General features: G+C 55.5%; 16 protein-coding genes and 1 other annotated feature. Of the genes, 10 read left to right on the forward strand and 6 right to left on the reverse strand.

Annotated elements, in window-relative coordinates; all coding sequences use genetic code 11:
* Positions 1 to 2: 2 nt before the first annotated feature.
* The 3 genes from trpD to trpL all read right to left on the reverse strand — a co-directional run bounded on the left by trpD (position 3) and on the right by trpL (position 3,298).
* Complete coding sequence (trpD, locus tag AC27FC_RS03200) at positions 3 to 1,598, reverse strand: bifunctional anthranilate synthase glutamate amidotransferase component TrpG/anthranilate phosphoribosyltransferase TrpD (protein ID WP_196354279.1); 1,596 nt, start codon at positions 1,596 to 1,598, stop codon at positions 3 to 5.
* Positions 1,598 to 3,160 (reverse strand): anthranilate synthase component 1, encoded by a 1,563-nt coding sequence (locus AC27FC_RS03205; protein ID WP_033145745.1) that lies wholly within the window; start codon positions 3,158 to 3,160, stop codon positions 1,598 to 1,600. The genes trpD and AC27FC_RS03205 overlap by 1 nt, the downstream gene beginning before the upstream one ends.
* Positions 3,161 to 3,183: 23 nt before the next feature.
* Positions 3,184 to 3,277, reverse strand: a sequence feature (Trp leader region).
* Positions 3,254 to 3,298, reverse strand: coding sequence for a trp operon leader peptide (trpL, locus tag AC27FC_RS03210; protein ID WP_106993556.1), 45 nt, complete (start codon positions 3,296 to 3,298; stop codon positions 3,254 to 3,256). It overlaps the preceding feature by 24 nt.
* A gap of 139 nt (positions 3,299 to 3,437) precedes the next feature.
* Here trpL and rnm point away from each other — a divergent pair, with 139 nt between their 5' ends.
* From rnm to rluB, 3 genes are all read left to right on the forward strand, one after another.
* Positions 3,438 to 4,319 (forward strand): RNase RNM, encoded by an 882-nt coding sequence (gene rnm, locus AC27FC_RS03215; protein WP_032656720.1) that lies wholly within the window; start codon positions 3,438 to 3,440, stop codon positions 4,317 to 4,319.
* Positions 4,316 to 4,936: an L-threonylcarbamoyladenylate synthase gene (locus tag AC27FC_RS03220; protein WP_003856793.1), complete on the forward strand. Its 621-nt coding sequence runs from the start codon at positions 4,316 to 4,318 to the stop codon at positions 4,934 to 4,936. The genes rnm and AC27FC_RS03220 overlap by 4 nt, the downstream gene beginning before the upstream one ends.
* A 96-nt stretch (positions 4,937 to 5,032) precedes the next feature.
* Positions 5,033 to 5,908 (forward strand): 23S rRNA pseudouridine(2605) synthase RluB, encoded by an 876-nt coding sequence (gene rluB / locus AC27FC_RS03225; protein WP_023312076.1) that lies wholly within the window; start codon positions 5,033 to 5,035, stop codon positions 5,906 to 5,908.
* A gap of 35 nt (positions 5,909 to 5,943) precedes the next feature.
* Here rluB and cobO read toward each other — a convergent pair whose 3' ends face one another.
* The gene (cobO, locus tag AC27FC_RS03230) at positions 5,944 to 6,534 is read right to left on the reverse strand and encodes a cob(I)yrinic acid a,c-diamide adenosyltransferase (RefSeq protein ID WP_033145744.1); all 591 of its coding nucleotides are present in this window, start codon (positions 6,532 to 6,534) and stop codon (positions 5,944 to 5,946) included.
* A complete protein-coding gene (locus AC27FC_RS03235; protein WP_033145743.1) occupies positions 6,531 to 7,292 on the reverse strand; it encodes a YciK family oxidoreductase in 762 nt (253 codons plus the stop codon). Before AC27FC_RS03235 ends, cobO begins: the two co-directional genes overlap by 4 nt.
* Positions 7,293 to 7,543: 251 nt before the next feature.
* Here AC27FC_RS03235 and sohB point away from each other — a divergent pair, with 251 nt between their 5' ends.
* Positions 7,544 to 8,590, forward strand: a complete 1,047-nt coding sequence (sohB, locus tag AC27FC_RS03240; RefSeq protein ID WP_196354280.1) for a protease SohB — start codon at positions 7,544 to 7,546, stop codon at positions 8,588 to 8,590.
* Positions 8,591 to 8,624: 34 nt separating this feature from the next.
* Here sohB and AC27FC_RS03245 read toward each other — a convergent pair whose 3' ends face one another.
* On the reverse strand, positions 8,625 to 8,876 hold the full coding sequence (locus tag AC27FC_RS03245; protein ID WP_023312072.1) for a YciN family protein: 252 nt from the start codon (positions 8,874 to 8,876) through the stop codon (positions 8,625 to 8,627).
* 399 nt (positions 8,877 to 9,275) lie between these two features.
* Between AC27FC_RS03245 and topA the strand changes: the two genes are divergently transcribed.
* The 6 genes from topA to acnA all read left to right on the forward strand — a co-directional run bounded on the left by topA (position 9,276) and on the right by acnA (position 16,761).
* Positions 9,276 to 11,873: a type I DNA topoisomerase gene (gene topA / locus AC27FC_RS03250; RefSeq protein ID WP_033145741.1), complete on the forward strand. Its 2,598-nt coding sequence runs from the start codon at positions 9,276 to 9,278 to the stop codon at positions 11,871 to 11,873.
* A gap of 187 nt (positions 11,874 to 12,060) precedes the next feature.
* Positions 12,061 to 13,035: an HTH-type transcriptional regulator CysB gene (gene cysB, locus AC27FC_RS03255; protein WP_024907120.1), complete on the forward strand. Its 975-nt coding sequence runs from the start codon at positions 12,061 to 12,063 to the stop codon at positions 13,033 to 13,035.
* Between the two features lie 338 nt (positions 13,036 to 13,373).
* Entirely contained in the window at positions 13,374 to 13,514 is a 141-nt protein-coding gene (locus AC27FC_RS03260; protein ID WP_213327741.1) for a YmiA family putative membrane protein, read from the forward strand.
* Positions 13,515 to 13,516: 2 nt separating this feature from the next.
* Positions 13,517 to 13,687 (forward strand): hypothetical protein, encoded by a 171-nt coding sequence (locus AC27FC_RS03265; RefSeq protein WP_032656727.1) that lies wholly within the window; start codon positions 13,517 to 13,519, stop codon positions 13,685 to 13,687.
* Positions 13,688 to 13,825: 138 nt separating this feature from the next.
* Entirely contained in the window at positions 13,826 to 13,924 is a 99-nt protein-coding gene (gene ymiC / locus AC27FC_RS03270; RefSeq protein ID WP_032623144.1) for a small membrane protein YmiC, read from the forward strand.
* A gap of 161 nt (positions 13,925 to 14,085) precedes the next feature.
* The gene (gene acnA, locus AC27FC_RS03275; RefSeq protein WP_196354282.1) at positions 14,086 to 16,761 is read left to right on the forward strand and encodes an aconitate hydratase AcnA; all 2,676 of its coding nucleotides are present in this window, start codon (positions 14,086 to 14,088) and stop codon (positions 16,759 to 16,761) included.
* Position 16,762 lies beyond the last annotated feature (1 nt).

Below are 16,762 nucleotides of genomic sequence, written 5' to 3' on the forward strand. Positions count from 1 at the left end.
CTTTACCCTCTTGCCGCAAGTGCGGTAACGCGATCGTAAGCTGCACCGGAGCGCAGTACATCCAGAACTTTTTGAACGTTGGCCTTCAGGTCTTCCTCACCGTGCAAACGCATCAGCATGGCGACGTTGGCAGCAACGGCGGCCTCATGGGCAACCTCTCCTTTACCTTGTAATAAGCGAGTCAGAATGTCACGGTTTTCTTCCGGCGTACCGCCTGCCAGCGCTTCCTGATGGTATGGCGCAAGGCCGAAGTCGGCAGCCTCCAGCTGATAGCTCAGAATTTCGCCGTCGCGCAGTTCGGCCACCAGCGTTGGTGCATGAAGAGAAACCTCATCCATACCGCCGCTGTGCACCACGGCGGCACGCTGATAACCCAGCACGCGCAGCGTCTCGGCAATCGGCAGAACCAGCTCAGGGCTGTAAACGCCAATCAGCGCCAGCGGCGGGTGGGCCGGGTTGATCAGCGGGCCGAGCACGTTAAACAGCGTGCGGGTTTTTAGCTGCTGCCGAACCGGCATCGCGTGGCGGAAACCGGTGTGGTACTTCGGCGCAAACAGGAAGCAGACGCCCAGGTCATCCAGCGCTTCACGGGAACGCTCGGCGTTCATATCGAGGTTAATACCGAATGCGGCGAGCAGATCGGAAGAACCTGACCGGCTGGAAACGCTGCGGTTACCGTGCTTAGCGACCTTCAAACCACACGCCGCCGCCACGAAGGCGCTGGCGGTGGAGATATTGATGCTGTTACTGCCGTCACCGCCGGTACCGACAATATCGGCAAACTGATAGTCCGGGCGCGGGAACGGGGCGGCATTTTCCAGCAGGGCCGTAGCGGCACCGGCGATCTCCTGCGGGCTTTCGCCGCGCACCTTCATGCTAACCAGCGCGGCTGCCAGCTGTTCAGGCTTCAGCTCACCGCGAACCACGGCGGAGAAGAGCTGATGGCTCTCCTGCTGGCTCAGGGTCTGCGCCTGATACAGTTTTTCCAGAATCGGCTGCAGGGTATTGGTCTGCTCCAGCTTCTGTAACGCCCAGTCCAGCGTCTGCTCCAGCAGGCGGGCGCCGTGGGAGGTCAGGATTGATTCCGGGTGGAACTGCAGGCCGCAGACGCGGTCCGCATCGTGGCGCACCGCCATCACCATGCCTTCAAACGAGGCGTTGATCGTCAGCCCGGCGGGAATATTGCTGCCAACCAGCGAGTGATAGCGCGCGACCGGGAGCGGGTTCGGCAGCCCGGCAAACATCGCCTGGCCGTCATGTTCAATGCTGGACGCTTTACCGTGCAGGATCTCACCCGCCTGGCCAACGTAGCCGCCATAGGCTTCAACAATCGCCTGATGGCCGAGGCAGATGCCGACGATCGGCAGTTTGCTGCGCATACGGGTCAGCAGCTCCGGCATACAGCCGGCTTCGCTCGGTGCGCCTGGCCCCGGGGAGAGCATCAGCACCGGGTTTTGCATGGTTGCCAGACGGTCAATCAGGGTCTGCGCAGGAACGTGGTTGCGGTAGATAACGACGTTGTGGCCATTCGCACGCAGCTGATCTGCCAGGTTATAGGTAAAGGAGTCGATATTATCGAGCAGCAGAATGTCAGCCATCAGAAAATCTCCTGTGCATGGTGTGCGGTAGCAATGGCGCGAAGGACCGCACGGGCTTTACTGCGCGTTTCGTCAGCTTCAGACTGCGGAACAGAATCAAGAACAATCCCGGCACCCGCCTGGACGGTGGCGATACCGTCTTCGACATAGGCGGAGCGGATTACGATGCAGGTATCGAGATCGCCGTGGGCGGTGAAGTAACCTACCGCGCCGCCGTAGCTGCCGCGACGGCGTCCTTCGGCGGCGGCAATCAGCTGCATGGCGCGCACTTTCGGCGCGCCGCTCAGGGTGCCCATGTTCATGCAGGCGCGGTAGGCGTGCAGCACGTCGAGATCGTGGCGCAGCTCACCGACCACGCGGGAGACCAGGTGCATCACGAACGAATAGCGGTCAACTTTAGTCAGGTCCGCCACGTAGCGGCTGCCTGGGGTGCAAATGCGAGCCAGATCGTTACGCGCTAGGTCAACCAGCATCAGGTGCTCGGAGAGTTCTTTGTGGTCGGTACGCATTTCGAGTTCGATGCGGCTGTCCAGATCGCGGTCCAGCGAGCCATCGGCGCGACGCCCGCGTGGACGGGTACCGGCAATCGGGTAGATCTCAATCTGACGGCTGGTGGCGTCGTATTTCAGCGAGCTTTCCGGCGAGGCGCCGAACAGCGTGAATTCGTTGTCCTGCATGAAGAACATGTACGGGCTTGGGTTACTCTTTTTCAGCACGTCGTAGGCTGCGAGCGGCGACGGGCAGGGCAGCGAGAAGCGACGGGACGGCACGACCTGGAAAATTTCCCCGGCGCGAATCGCCTTTTGCATCTGGCGAACCACGGCGCCGTACTGATCGTCAGTCTGGTTAACGTCGCAGGTCATTTTTTCCACGCGCTGCACCGGCAGCGCGGGCGGTGCTTCCGTCATCTGCTGCTGCAGCTGAGCGATGCGGTATTCGAGACGTTTTTTCTCAGCGGCAGACGGCGTGAACAGGCTTGCCTGGATGCGGGTGTATTGCTTCTGGTGATCGATCACCAGCAGAGTTTCAGCCAGATAGAAGCAATAATCCGGGCAGCGATTACCCTGCTCGGTTTCCGGCAAATCTTCAAAACCGGCAACCAGGTCGTAAGCAAACAGCCCGCCGAAGAACATCGCTTCACGCTCGTCTTCCGGCACGGTGACCAGATTCTGCAGCAGGCGGAAGGCATCGAAAACGGACAGGGAGCAGAGGCGCGCGTCTTCGTCCAGCAGCTGGCTCACCGGCGGGAAATGCAGAATGCGCATTTCTGGATGGCGTTCATTTTCAATGCCTGACGGCAGGGCGGCATCCAGCAGCGGCAGCAGCGATGCGCCATTGTCTGATAATGCCTTGATGGTGACAGTGTCACCTAAAGCGGTAATGCGCAGCGCGCTATCGACCAGCAGCAGGCTTTTGAGATCGTCCTTGCTGTCGATATCCGCCGATTCCAGCAGCAGCGTTGCCGGACGTGCCCCGCACACCTGATGAAACAGCGCGGTCGGGTTGTGGCGATAGGCCGCCTCGCAGGTCAGCAGTTCGAGATGAGGTTTGGCTGTTTGCATGTTGTTGTTCTCATATTTTGTTCAAAAAAAAGCCCGCTGGGTAGCGGGCGGGTATCTGTTTGCATTTCGCAGACGCGTGACACTGCCCGAAGATCAGGAAGTGCGCCACCAGCCGTGCAGAGTGAAATGTGCTGTCATTTTCAGATACCTTTCTCGTGTGAACTTGCGTACTAGTTAACTAGTTCGATGGCAAGTTGTCAACCCTTGATTTCAGAATTTCGCGTTAAGTCGGTATCATGGTGTTTTCGGATGTCTCCAACCTGTTATGGGAAGTGCTTTGAGCGATACCACCTACGCCATTATTTATGATTTACACAGCCATACTCAGGCCTCTGACGGCCTGCTGACACCCGAAGCCCTGGTTCATCGCGCCGTTGAAATGCGTGTCGGCACGCTGGCGATAACCGATCACGATACGACAGATGCCATTCCGGCGGCGCGCGCCGAGATCGCCCGCAGCGGGCTGGCGCTGAATCTGGTGTCCGGCGTCGAGATCTCGACCGTCTGGGAAAACCATGAGATTCATATTGTTGGCCTGAATATCGATATAGACCATCCGGCGCTTACGGCATTTTTGCAAGAACAAAAAACGCGCCGCAATCAGCGCGCAGAGATGATCGGCGAGCGTCTGGAAAAGGCGCATATTCCGGGCGCGCTGGAAGGCGCGCAAAAGATGGCGAACGGCGGGGCGGTCACCCGCGGTCATTTCGCCCGTTTTCTGGTCGACGCGGGCAAAGCGACGACCATGGCGGACGTCTTTAAAAAGTATCTGGCGCGCGGTAAAACCGGATACGTTCCGCCACAGTGGTGTACAATAAAACAAGCTATTGATGTGATTCATCATTCTGGCGGTAAGGCCGTGCTGGCCCATCCTGGGCGGTATAATCTTTCTGCTAAATGGCTGAAAAGGCTGCTGGCACACTTTGCCGAATGCGGTGGCGAGGCGATGGAAGTCGCCCAGTGTCAGCAGGCGCCCAACGAGCGCGCGCAGCTCGCGACCTATGCCCGCCAGTTCGGCCTGCTTGGGTCACAGGGTTCTGATTTCCATCAGCCCTGCGCGTGGATCGAACTGGGGCGCAAGCTCTGGCTGCCCGCTGGCGTTGAGCCGGTCTGGCAGCTCTGGGAACAGCCGCAGCAAATTGAAGAGAGGGAAGTATGAGTCAGTTTTTCTATATCCATCCGGATAACCCGCAGCCACGTCTGATCAACCAGGCCGTGGAGATCGTCCGCAAAGGCGGCGTGATTGTCTACCCGACCGATTCAGGCTACGCGCTGGGCTGTAAAATTGAAGATAAAGGGGCAATGGAACGCATTTGCCGTATTCGCCAGCTGCCGGACGGCCATAACTTTACCCTGATGTGCCGCGATCTCTCTGAGCTGTCGACCTATGCGTATGTTGATAACGTGGCGTTTCGCCTGATTAAGAACAACACGCCGGGCAACTACACCTTCATCCTGAAGGGCACGAAGGAAGTACCGCGTCGTCTGCTGCAGGAGAAACGCAAAACCATCGGCATGCGCGTGCCGTCGAACCCGATTGCGCAGGCGCTGCTGGAAACCCTCGGCGAACCGATGCTTTCTACCTCGCTGATGCTGCCCGGAAGCGAGTTTACCGAGTCCGACCCGGAAGAGATCAAAGATCGTCTGGAGAAGGTGGTCGAGCTGATTATTCACGGCGGCTATCTCGGCCAGCAGCCGACCACCGTGGTCGACTTAACCGAAGATGCACCGGAAGTGATTCGTGAAGGCGTGGGTGACGTAAAGCCTTTCTTGTAAAGGTATAAGCAGATATACTACGCGGCCATCAAAGCAGGGCTCAGCCCTCTTTTGACCTGATTCGACGCCTGTGAAGGCGACACCTGAGGAAGCTCAATGAGCGAGAAGTTACAGAAAGTGCTGGCGCGTGCCGGCCACGGTTCACGCCGTGAAATCGAAGCCATTATTGAAGCGGGCCGCGTGAGTGTGGACGGTAAAATCGCCACGCTGGGTGACCGCGTAGAAATCGTACCGGGGCTGAAGATCCGCATCGACGGTCATCTTATCTCCGTTAAAGAGTCCGCGGAACAGATCTGCCGCGTGCTGGCTTACTACAAGCCGGAAGGCGAGCTGTGCACCCGCAACGACCCGGAAGGTCGTCCGACGGTGTTTGACCGTCTGCCTAAACTGCGTGGCGCTCGCTGGATTGCCGTCGGCCGTCTGGACGTGAACACCTGCGGTCTGCTGCTGTTTACCACTGATGGTGAACTGGCAAACCGTCTGATGCACCCAAGCCGTGAAGTGGAACGTGAATACGCGGTGCGCGTATTTGGCCAGGTTGATGAAAATAAACTGCGCGATCTGTCGCGTGGCGTTCAGCTGGAAGACGGTCCTGCGGCATTCAAAACCATCAAATTTACCGGTGGGGAAGGCATTAACCAGTGGTACAACGTGACCCTGACCGAAGGCCGTAACCGCGAGGTGCGTCGTCTCTGGGAAGCGGTAGGCGTGCAGGTTAGCCGCCTGATCCGCGTCCGTTACGGCGACATTCTGCTGCCGAAAGGTCTGCCGCGCGGTGGGTATACCGAACTGGATCTGACCCAAACCAACTACCTGCGCGAGCTGGTCGGCCTGACGCCGGAAACCACCTCAAAAGTGGCGGTGGAAAAAGATCGTCGACGCATGAAGGCGAATCAGATCCGTCGCGCAGTGAAGCGACACAGCCAGGTGAGCAGCAGCCGCCGCTCCGGCAGCCGTAACAACAACGGTTAATATAAAAGCCCGGTCAACGAACCGGGCTTTTTTCTTTAGTAATCAATTCCAATTTGCGCTTTGATGCCTGCATCAAACGCATGTTTGACCGGACGCAGCTCGCTGACGGTATCGGCCATCTCCAGAATATCCCGATGACATCCGCGCCCCGTAACGATAACCGTCTGGTGTACAGGACGATTCATCAGAGCATCCAGCACGGCTTCCAGCGGCAGGTAGTCGTAGGCGACCATGTAGGTGATCTCATCCAGCAGAACCATATTCAGAGAGGGATCGGCCAGCATTCTCTTTGCATGCTCCCAGACGGCGAGACAGGCGGCGGTGTCGGTTTCCCGGTTCTGAGTATCCCACGTAAACCCGGTCGCCATCACCTGAAACTCAACGCCGTGAGGCTCAAGTAAATTCCGCTCACCGTTGGGCCATTCGCCTTTGATAAACTGGATCACGCCCACTTTTTGCCCGTGTCCAACGGCGCGTGTCGCCGTGCCGAATGCGGCGGTGGTTTTCCCTTTTCCGTTGCCGGTAAAAACGATGACGATCCCACGTTCGTCCTGGGCTGCCGCGACGCGCGCATCGACCTGTTCTTTCAGACGCTGCTGGCGCTGCTGATGACGTTCTTCACTCATTGCGAAATTCCTGGTTTACGTCCCGGCTGGGCGTCAAAGGTCATCCCGGTTTTGCGGCGGCTGTCGTCGCCCATCAGCCAGAGATAGAGCGGCATAATGTCTGCCGGGGTTTTCAGCTTCTGCGGATCTTCGCTCGGGAACGCGCTGGCGCGCATTTTGGTGCGCGTACCGCCCGGGTTAATGCAGTTTACGCGCAGATGGCGGCTCTGGTACTCCTCCGCCAGCACCTGCATCATGCCTTCGGTCGCGAATTTTGAAACGGCATAGGCTCCCCAATTTGCGCGCCCTTCACGGCCTACGCTGGAGGAGGTAAAGACCAGGGAGCCTGACTCGGATTTGAGTAATAAAGGAAGCAATGCCTGGGTGAGGAAAAACGTGCCGTTGACGTTAACCTGCATCACCTGCTGCCAGATATCCGGATCCTGTTCATCCATAGGCCGCACCTCTCCAAGCAGACCGGCGTTATGCAGCACGCCGTCGAGCCGTGGATAGTGGGTGCTGATGCGTCGGGCTAATTCCTGGCACACCGCGGGCGTGCAGGTCAGTAAATCGAGCGTATACCACGGAACCGGAGTGCCGTATGCGGCCTCAATCTCCTGAGCGACGCTTTTCAGTTTTTCTTCGTTGCGCCCTACCAGAATAACGTTCGCGCCGTACTCGGCGTAGGTCAGGGCTGCCTCGCGGCCAATCCCATCGCTGGCACCGGTGACAAGAATGATCCGGTTCTGCAGCAGATTTTTTTGCGGTTGATAATGCACGGTGGCTCCTCAGGTGCCCGGTGATTCAGTGGCACCTTCATTATGACTTTTCGGCTTTATGCCCGAATTAGCATGAGAATTCAATCAGTCTACAGGACGCATTACTGTAAAATTAACAATTTGCAAATATTTAAACTCCAGTCCGGGGATTCCTGAAGGCTGCTCGCAGAGGTAATGTCACGAGCGAGACGCATGGGCAGGGCTGTTGTACACTGCCGTGAAAGATTCGTGGTTAAATCAAGGTGGAACGCGTGGAATTACTTTCTCAATATGGGTTGTTTTTGGCCAAAATCGCGACGGTGGTGGTTGCCATTGCGGTGGTAGCCGTTCTGATTGCCAACCTGACGCAGCGCAAGCGTCAGCGTGGGGAGTTACGCATCACCCGCCTGAGCGAGCAGTATAAAGAGATGCAGGAAGAGATGTCTCTGGCGCTGCTTGATAGTCATCAACAGAAACTCTGGCTGAAAGCACAGAAGAAAAAGCATAAACAGGATGCCAAAGCGGCAAAGGCAAAAGCAAAGCTCAATGCGCCGCAGGATAAGGCCACGCCACGCGTCTATGTGCTCGATTTTAAAGGCAGTATGGATGCGCATGAAGTGTCATCTCTGAGGGAAGAAGTGACTGCCGTTCTGGCCGTGGCGACACCGCAGGATCAGGTTGTCGTGCGTCTTGAAAGCCCGGGCGGGGTGGTTCACGGTTACGGACTGGCCGCCTCACAGCTGCAGCGCCTGCGTGAAAAACAGATCCCGCTGACCGTTGCCGTGGATAAAGTGGCCGCGAGCGGTGGCTACATGATGGCCTGCGTGGCGGACAAAATTGTTGCCGCGCCGTTCTCCATTATTGGCTCGATCGGCGTGGTCGCACAAATTCCGAACTTTAACCGCTTCCTGAAAAATAAAGAGATTGATATCGAACTTCACACGGCGGGTCAGTACAAACGTACCCTGACGCTACTGGGGGAAAACACGGAAGAAGGGCGTCAAAAATTCCGCGAAGATCTCAACGAAACGCATCATCTCTTTAAAGATTTTGTACACCGTATGCGCCCAACGCTCGATATTGAACAGGTCGCGACGGGCGAGCACTGGTACGGCGTCCAGGCGCAGGAGAAAGGGCTGGTGGATGAAGTCGGAACCAGCGACGATCTGCTGCTCAATCTGATGGAAGGCCGGGAACTGGTGGGCGTGCGCTTTACCCAGCGTAAGCGACTCCTTGACCGCTTTACCAACAGTGCGGCAGAAAGCGCGGACCGTCTGCTGCTGCGCTGGCTACAGCGCGGACAAAAACCGCTGCTGTAAACAAAAACGCGAGGCATATGCCTCGCGTTTTGCATTAATCGACCAGGTGATATTTCTCTGAAAGCGTATGCGCCAGGTATTTGAACATGTTAAAAACGGCGGTGCTTTTCGGGGTCGGTAAACCCTGTTCGTCAAGGAAGTATTCGCCGCTGAAAATCAGCACGCCATTACGCTGCTCTACGCCGGTGGCTTCAATGCCCGCCAGCGTATCTTCATGGTCACGGATAAGCTTGTTTGCTTCGATAAGCAGAGAGGCTCGGTCAATAGGTTGGGTCGTATTCTGCATAATCCACTCCTTAAACAGTGACAATAGTCTACGCCGAGGGCGCTTTGGGGGCAAATTTTCCCTGTAATGTGAGGGGATAAGGTGCAGGGTCCTGGCTGGCGGGATCTGCTTTTGCATGCTAATAAAGTTGCGTAACGAATTTTATCAGGTAGAGTGTGCGCTTTCGTCATTCTGGCAACAGAATTGCTTGACATTCAACCGGGAATTCGTCACGAATTACACGAGATGTGAGAAAAATACCCGAAAACTCAATCACCTGGGCGTCTTCTCATTAACGTCCGGTAAGTCAAAGGGGTTGATATCTCCTGACGCAGTCGCAATATCATTGGCTCGTCGTCAGCGGAAGGGAAATCAACGTGCGGCGTATTCCTGGAAGAATTAAATTAGGTAAAGGTGAATATGGGTAAAGCTCTCGTCATCGTTGAGTCCCCGGCAAAAGCCAAAACGATCAATAAGTATCTGGGTAATGACTACGTGGTTAAGTCCAGCGTCGGTCATATCCGCGATTTGCCGACCAGTGGCTCAGCCAGCAAAAAGAGCGCAGACTCTACCTCCACCAAAGGGGCTAAAAAGCCTAAAAAGGATGAACGTAGCGCGCTTGTCAACCGCATGGGTGTTAACCCATGGCATAACTGGGATGCACAATATGAAGTGCTGCCCGGGAAAGAAAAAGTCGTTAACGAGCTGAAGCAGCTTGCTGAAAAAGCAGACCACATCTATCTCGCAACCGACCTTGACCGCGAAGGGGAAGCCATTGCGTGGCACCTGCGGGAAGTGATCGGTGGTGATGACAAACGCTACAGCCGTGTAGTGTTTAACGAAATTACGAAGAATGCGATTCGTCAGGCGTTTGAGAAGCCGGGCGAACTGAATATTGACCGCGTAAACGCACAGCAGGCTCGTCGCTTTATGGACCGCGTTGTGGGCTACATGGTCTCTCCACTGCTGTGGAAGAAGATTGCCCGTGGCCTGTCCGCAGGGCGTGTGCAATCCGTCGCCGTGCGTCTGGTCGTTGAGCGTGAGCGCGAAATTAAAGCCTTCGTGCCGGAAGAGTTCTGGGAAGTCGATGCCAATGTGACCACGCCGGGCGGTGACGCTCTGCCGCTGCAGGTGAGCCATCACAACGACAAGCCTTTCCGTCCAGAAAACCGCGACCAGACTATGGCCGCCGTAGCGCTGCTGGAAAAAGCACGCTATCAGGTGCTGGAACGTGAAGACAAACCGACCAGCAGCAAGCCAGGGGCACCGTTTATTACCTCCACGCTGCAACAGGCTGCAAGCACGCGTCTGGGTTATGGCGTGAAGAAGACCATGATGATGGCGCAGCGCCTGTATGAAGCGGGCTACATCACCTACATGCGTACCGACTCAACCAACCTGAGCCAGGACGCGGTCAGCATGGTGCGCGGCTACATCAGTGACAATTTCGGTAAGAAATACCTGCCTGAAAGCGCTAACCAGTTCGCCAGCAAAGAGAACTCTCAGGAAGCACACGAAGCGATTCGTCCTTCTGACGTCTCGGTGTTAGCGGAATCGCTGAAAGACATGGAAGCCGACGCGCAGAAGCTGTATCAGCTGATCTGGCGCCAGTTCGTGGCGTGCCAGATGACGCCAGCGCAGTACGACTCCACCACGCTAACCGTTGGCGCGGGTGAGTTCCGTCTCAAAGCGCGCGGTCGTATCCTGCGTTTCGACGGCTGGACGAAGGTGATGCCAGCGCTGCGTAAAGGTGATGAAGACCGAACGCTGCCGGCGGTAAATAAAGGGGACGAGCTCTCGCTGGTTGACCTCGTGCCAGCCCAGCACTTCACCAAGCCGCCTGCGCGCTTCAGTGAAGCGTCCCTGGTGAAAGAGCTGGAAAAACGCGGTATTGGTCGTCCGTCGACCTACGCGTCCATCATCTCGACGATCCAGGACCGTGGCTACGTACGCGTTGAAAACCGCCGTTTCTATGCGGAAAAAATGGGTGAGATCGTCACTGACCGTCTGGAAGCAAACTTCCGTGAGTTGATGAACTACGATTTCACCGCGCAAATGGAAGACAGCCTCGACCAGGTTGCCAGCCATCAGGCGGAATGGAAAAAGGTACTCGACAGCTTCTTCAGCGACTTTACCGACCAGCTTGAAAAAGCGGAGAAAGACCCTGAAGAGGGCGGCATGCTGCCTAACCAGATGGTTCTGACCAGCATCGACTGTCCAACCTGCGGCCGCAAGATGGGGATCCGCACCGCAACCACGGGCGTGTTTCTTGGCTGCTCCGGCTATGCGCTGTCACCAAAGGAGCGCTGCAAAACCACCATCAACCTGGTGCCCGAGAACGAAGTTCTCAACGTGCTGGAAGGTGACGATGCGGAAACTAACGCTCTGCGTGCCAAACGCCGCTGCAAGAAATGCGGCACGGCAATGGACAGCTACCTGATCGATCCAAAACGTAAGCTGCACGTCTGCGGTAATAACCCAACGTGTGACGGGTATGAGATCGAAGAGGGCGAGTTCCGCATTAAAGGCTATGACGGCCCGATTGTGGAATGCGAGAAGTGCGGCTCTGAAATGCACCTGAAAATGGGGCGTTTCGGTAAGTACATGGCCTGTACCAACGACGAGTGTAAAAACACGCGCAAAATTCTGCGTAACGGCGAAGTGGCTCCTCCGAAGGAAGATCCGGTTCCGCTGCCAGAACTGCCGTGCGAGAAATCCGACGCGTACTTCGTGCTGCGTGATGGTGCCGCAGGTGTCTTCCTGGCCGCCAACACCTTCCCGAAATCGCGTGAAACGCGCGCGCCGCTGGTGGAAGAGTTGCATCGCTTCCGCGATCGTCTGCCTGAGAAACTGCGTTATCTGGCCGATGCGCCACAGCAGGATCCGGAAGGCAACAAAACCGTGGTACGGTTTAGCCGTAAAACTAAGCAGCAGTATGTTGCGGCCGAGAAAGAGGGTAAAGCGACCGGATGGTCTGCCTTCTTTGTCGATGGCAAATGGGTTGAAGGCAAGAAATAATCTTCCCTTACCGTAACTTACCTGTAAAAGGGCCGGATTTCCGGCCCTTTTTTATTGCCTTGTTATTATTTTTTGTTCCGTACTATACAGTCAGGCTATAAATGATATAGTGGTTATAGTTAACCTGTTTCTTATTATTAAATCGTCTTAAGCGATTGACCGCATGCGCTAAATCGGATGGTCTGGCATGAAATTACAGCAGCTTCGTTATATCGTTGAGGTGGTGAATCATAACCTTAACGTCTCTTCTACCGCCGAGGGGTTGTATACCTCGCAACCGGGCATCAGCAAACAAGTTCGTATGCTGGAGGACGAGTTAGGTATCCAGATATTTGCCCGCAGCGGTAAGCATCTCACCCAGGTGACGCCTGCGGGGCAGGAAATCATCCGCATAGCGCGTGAAGTCCTCTCCAAAGTCGATGCGATTAAGTCTGTGGCGGGAGAACACACCTGGCCGGATAAAGGTTCGCTGTATATTGCCACGACGCATACCCAGGCGCGCTATGCGCTACCCGGCGTTATCAAAGGCTTTATCGAGCGTTATCCTCGCGTCTCTTTGCATATGCATCAGGGCTCGCCAACGCAAATTGCTGAAGCCGTTTCCAAGGGGAATGCAGATTTTGCCATCGCCACCGAAGCGCTTCACCTGTATGACGATCTGGTGATGCTTCCATGCTATCACTGGAACCGTTCTATCGTGGTGACCCCCGATCACCCCCTGGCGGGCAAAGGGTCGGTCTCTATCGAAGAGCTGGCGCAATATCCGCTGGTAACGTATACGTTTGGCTTTACCGGACGGTCCGAGCTTGATACGGCCTTTAACCGGGCAGGGTTAACGCCGCGCATTGTCTTTACCGCGACGGACGCCGACGTGATTAAAACCTATGTGCGGCTTGGTCTGGGGGTGGGCGTTATTGCCAGCATGGCGGTGGATCCGGTGTCAGACCCTGACCTGGTGCGTCTTGATGCGCATGATGTTTTCAGTCATAGCACCACAAAGATTGGCTTCCGTCGCAGCACCTTCCTGCGCAGCTATATGTATGATTTTATTCAGCGCTTTGCCCCTCATTTAACGCGTGACGTGGTTGATACCGCCGTTGCATTACGCTCAAATGAAGATATTGAAGAGATGTTTAAAGACATCAAACTCCCCGAAAAATAATCACACCCGGTATCTTTCCCTTAGGGAAAGATACCGAAATAACGCCTCAAAGCTAAATTAGAATTATCATCATCTGCGTATCCCCTGTCATATAATGTCATTATCCATTTAATCCGTATGGTTATAATGTCGTGAATTGGCGACAAAAGTAGAAACTAATTTACGCCTTCGCAAATTTTTCTTTTCAATTATTTATTTCTGGTCAAAAGATTGAATATTTCATACCTTCCGGTGCGTAAATTCACTGGCTTTTCGGCTAAAGTTTCTTTAGGATTTATCTCAACAGATGATTAATTGTACCAATTGTTTGGTCCTAAATGATAAGCGATGTCGATTGTATGAGGTTAGCAATGCCTTCAGGAAGTGAAGAACCGCAAAGGGATCCTGCGCTCAAGCGTAAAGCCTGGCTGGCGGTCTTTCTCGTCTCTACCCTGTTTTGGGTGGTGGTTGCTCTCCTGGCCTGGAAATATTGGGGTTAAATATGGCAGTGACGGTACGTACAGAAACGGTAAAACAGATGTGTCAGCATCGTGACAACGGCCACAGAGGGCGTAAAGCACCTGCGACTGTTGTACCCGCGTCCTGGAAACTGACGCCGCAGCAGCAAGCGTTTATTGATGTGTTCGCAGAAGACGAACCCAAAAAACAATAATTTAGTTAATTGCGTAATGATGCAAATAGTCTGAATATTGACTCTGCACTTTCGTACTCTTTAATAAATACACATCAGCAATATAGCACTGAGGACTTACCTCGGAACTTTTAATAAATAATGCCTGGTGTCCCTATGATGAATAACATGACGTCTCACAAATACTGGTCATGGATCGGCGTTTTTACCGTGTCGATTCTGTTCTGGAGTCAGCTCATCTGGTTGGCCCTCCACTAAATTGTAAAACCTCGCTACGGCGGGGTTTTTTGTTTTCCCTTTCTGGACCAATCCTAAATTTATCAATTTGGGTTGTTATCAAAACGTTACGACATCTTTGTGTTATCTTTAATTACGGCCCTGATGATTGTCGGGGCATCTCTGTGATTAAGGAGGAGCTTATGTCGTTAACCCTACGCGAAGCCAGTAAGGATACGTTACAGGCAGAAAATAAAACCTGGCATTACTACAGCCTGCCGCTGGCTGCCAGAACGCTTGGGGACATTTCGCGTTTACCCAAGTCATTGAAAGTTTTACTGGAAAATCTATTGCGCTGGCAGGACGGTGACTCTGTCACCCTCGATGATATCCAGGCGCTGGCAGGGTGGCTGGAAAATGCCCATGCCGACAGAGAAATCGCCTACCGCCCCGCCAGGGTGCTGATGCAGGACTTTACCGGTGTTCCTGCCGTCGTTGATTTAGCCGCGATGCGCGAGGCCGTTAAGCGTCTCGGCGGAGATACGGCAAAAGTGAATCCGCTTTCCCCCGTTGACCTCGTCATTGACCACTCCGTAACCGTTGACCGCTTTGGTGATGACGACGCCTTTGGCGAGAACGTGCGTCTGGAGATGGAGCGCAACCACGAGCGCTACGTATTCCTGAAGTGGGGGCAGCAGGCGTTCAGCCGGTTTAGCGTGGTCCCGCCGGGTACCGGTATTTGTCACCAGGTTAACCTTGAATATCTGGGTAAAGCCGTCTGGAGTGAATTGCAGGATAAAGAGTGGGTCGCCTATCCGGACACGCTGGTGGGCACGGACTCCCATACCACCATGATCAACGGTCTGGGCGTGCTGGGCTGGGGCGTCGGGGGTATCGAAGCGGAAGCGGCCATGCTCGGCCAGCCGGTGTCCATGCTTATCCCTGACGTGGTGGGCTTCAAGCTCACCGGCAAGCTGTCTGAAGGCATTACCGCCACCGATCTGGTGCTCACCGTCACCCAGATGCTGCGTAAGCATGGTGTGGTGGGCAAGTTTGTAGAATTCTACGGGGATGGTCTGGATTCGCTGCCGCTGGCCGACCGCGCCACCATTGCCAATATGGCGCCGGAATACGGTGCAACCTGCGGCTTTTTCCCCATCGATGACGTCACGCTGGAATACATGCGCCTTAGCGGGCGCAGCGAAGAGCAGGTCGCGCTGGTGGAGGCCTATACCAAAGCGCAGGGCATGTGGCGAAACCCGGGCGATGAACCGGTCTTCACCAGCACGCTTGAACTCGATATGGGAAGCGTTGAGGCGAGCCTCGCCGGACCGAAACGTCCGCAGGATCGGGTTGCGCTGAGTGACGTGCCAAAAGCCTTTGCCGCCAGCAATGCCCTGGAAGTGAACGTGGCGCAGAAAGAGCACCGTCCGGTCGATTATGTTCTGAACGGACATCAGTATCAGCTCCCGGATGGCGCGGTTGTGATTGCGGCCATTACCTCCTGCACCAACACCTCGAACCCCAGCGTGTTAATGGCGGCCGGTCTGCTGGCGAAAAAGGCGGTAGAGCTTGGGCTAAAACCTCAGCCATGGGTCAAGGCCTCGCTGGCACCGGGTTCCAAAGTGGTATCGGATTACCTGGCGCAGGCCAAACTGACGCCGTACCTTGACGAACTGGGCTTTAACCTCGTGGGCTACGGCTGTACGACCTGTATTGGTAACTCCGGCCCGCTGCCTGAACCTATTGAAACGGCGATCAAGCAGGGTGACCTGACGGTAGGCGCGGTCTTGTCCGGTAACCGAAACTTTGAAGGGCGTATTCACCCGCTGGTGAAAACCAACTGGCTCGCCTCACCGCCGCTGGTTGTGGCGTATGCCCTTGCAGGGAACATGAATATCAACCTGGCGACCGATCCGATTGGTCACGATCGCAAGAACGATCCTGTCTACCTGAAAGATATCTGGCCATCTTCGCGTGAAATCGCGCTGGCCGTTGAAAAGGTCTCAACCGAGATGTTCCGCAAAGAGTATGCGGAGGTCTTTGAAGGCACGCCGGAGTGGAAAACCATCAACGTCGTGGGCTCAGATACCTACGACTGGCAGGATGACTCGACCTATATTCGTCTGTCGCCGTTCTTTGATGAGATGCTGGCCGAGCCGGCACCGCTTAAGGATATCTACGGCGCGCGCATACTGGCGATGCTGGGAGATTCCGTCACGACCGACCATATCTCTCCGGCGGGGAGTATTAAAGCCGATAGCCCGGCAGGCCGTTATTTGCAAAGCCGGGGCGTCGAGCGCCGCGATTTTAACTCCTACGGATCGCGTCGCGGCAACCATGAAGTCATGATGCGCGGAACGTTTGCCAACATCCGCATTCGTAACGAAATGGTCCCGGGCGTGGAAGGGGGCATGACGCGCCATCTGCCGGGGACGGAAGTCGTTTCGATCTATGATGCAGCGGTCAAATATCAACAGGAAGGTACGCCGCTGGCGGTGATCGCCGGGAAAGAGTACGGTTCCGGCTCCAGCCGCGACTGGGCGGCGAAAGGTCCGCGTCTGCTTGGCGTTCGAGTGGTCATCGCTGAATCGTTCGAACGTATTCACCGTTCGAATCTGATCGGTATGGGGATCCTGCCGCTTGAGTTCCCGCAGGGCGTGACGCGTAAAACGCTGGGGCTGACCGGGGAAGAGCAGATTGAGATTAGCGGTCTGCAAAACCTGCAGCCGGGGAAAACGGTGCCGGTGAAGTTAACGCGGGCAGACGGGAAAACCGAGGTGCTGGATTGCCGGTGCCGTATTGATACGGCAACCGAGCTGACCTATTACCAGAACGACGGCATTTTACATTATGTGATTCGTAAGATGCTGGACTGAT

The organism is Enterobacter sp. C3_dUdeg (genome assembly GCF_057536195.1).

Bases quoted from the DNA above. Each gene is read 5' to 3' on its own strand.
- trpD (WP_196354279.1), bottom strand. From the start codon at position 1,598: ATGGCTGACATTCTGCTGCTCGATAATATCGACTCCTTTACCTATAAC.
- AC27FC_RS03205 (WP_033145745.1), bottom strand. From the start codon at position 3,160: ATGCAAACAGCCAAACCTCATCTCGAACTGCTGACCTGCGAGGCGGCC.
- AC27FC_RS03220 (WP_003856793.1), top strand. From the start codon at position 4,316: ATGAGTCAGTTTTTCTATATCCATCCGGATAACCCGCAGCCACGTCTG.
- rluB (WP_023312076.1), top strand. From the start codon at position 5,033: ATGAGCGAGAAGTTACAGAAAGTGCTGGCGCGTGCCGGCCACGGTTCA.
- cobO (WP_033145744.1), bottom strand. From the start codon at position 6,534: ATGAGTGAAGAACGTCATCAGCAGCGCCAGCAGCGTCTGAAAGAACAG.
- AC27FC_RS03245 (WP_023312072.1), bottom strand. From the start codon at position 8,876: ATGCAGAATACGACCCAACCTATTGACCGAGCCTCTCTGCTTATCGAA.
- topA (WP_033145741.1), top strand. From the start codon at position 9,276: ATGGGTAAAGCTCTCGTCATCGTTGAGTCCCCGGCAAAAGCCAAAACG.
- cysB (WP_024907120.1), top strand. From the start codon at position 12,061: ATGAAATTACAGCAGCTTCGTTATATCGTTGAGGTGGTGAATCATAAC.
- AC27FC_RS03260 (WP_213327741.1), top strand. From the start codon at position 13,374: ATGAGGTTAGCAATGCCTTCAGGAAGTGAAGAACCGCAAAGGGATCCT.
- AC27FC_RS03265 (WP_032656727.1), top strand. From the start codon at position 13,517: ATGGCAGTGACGGTACGTACAGAAACGGTAAAACAGATGTGTCAGCAT.
- ymiC (WP_032623144.1), top strand. From the start codon at position 13,826: ATGAATAACATGACGTCTCACAAATACTGGTCATGGATCGGCGTTTTT.
- acnA (WP_196354282.1), top strand. From the start codon at position 14,086: ATGTCGTTAACCCTACGCGAAGCCAGTAAGGATACGTTACAGGCAGAA.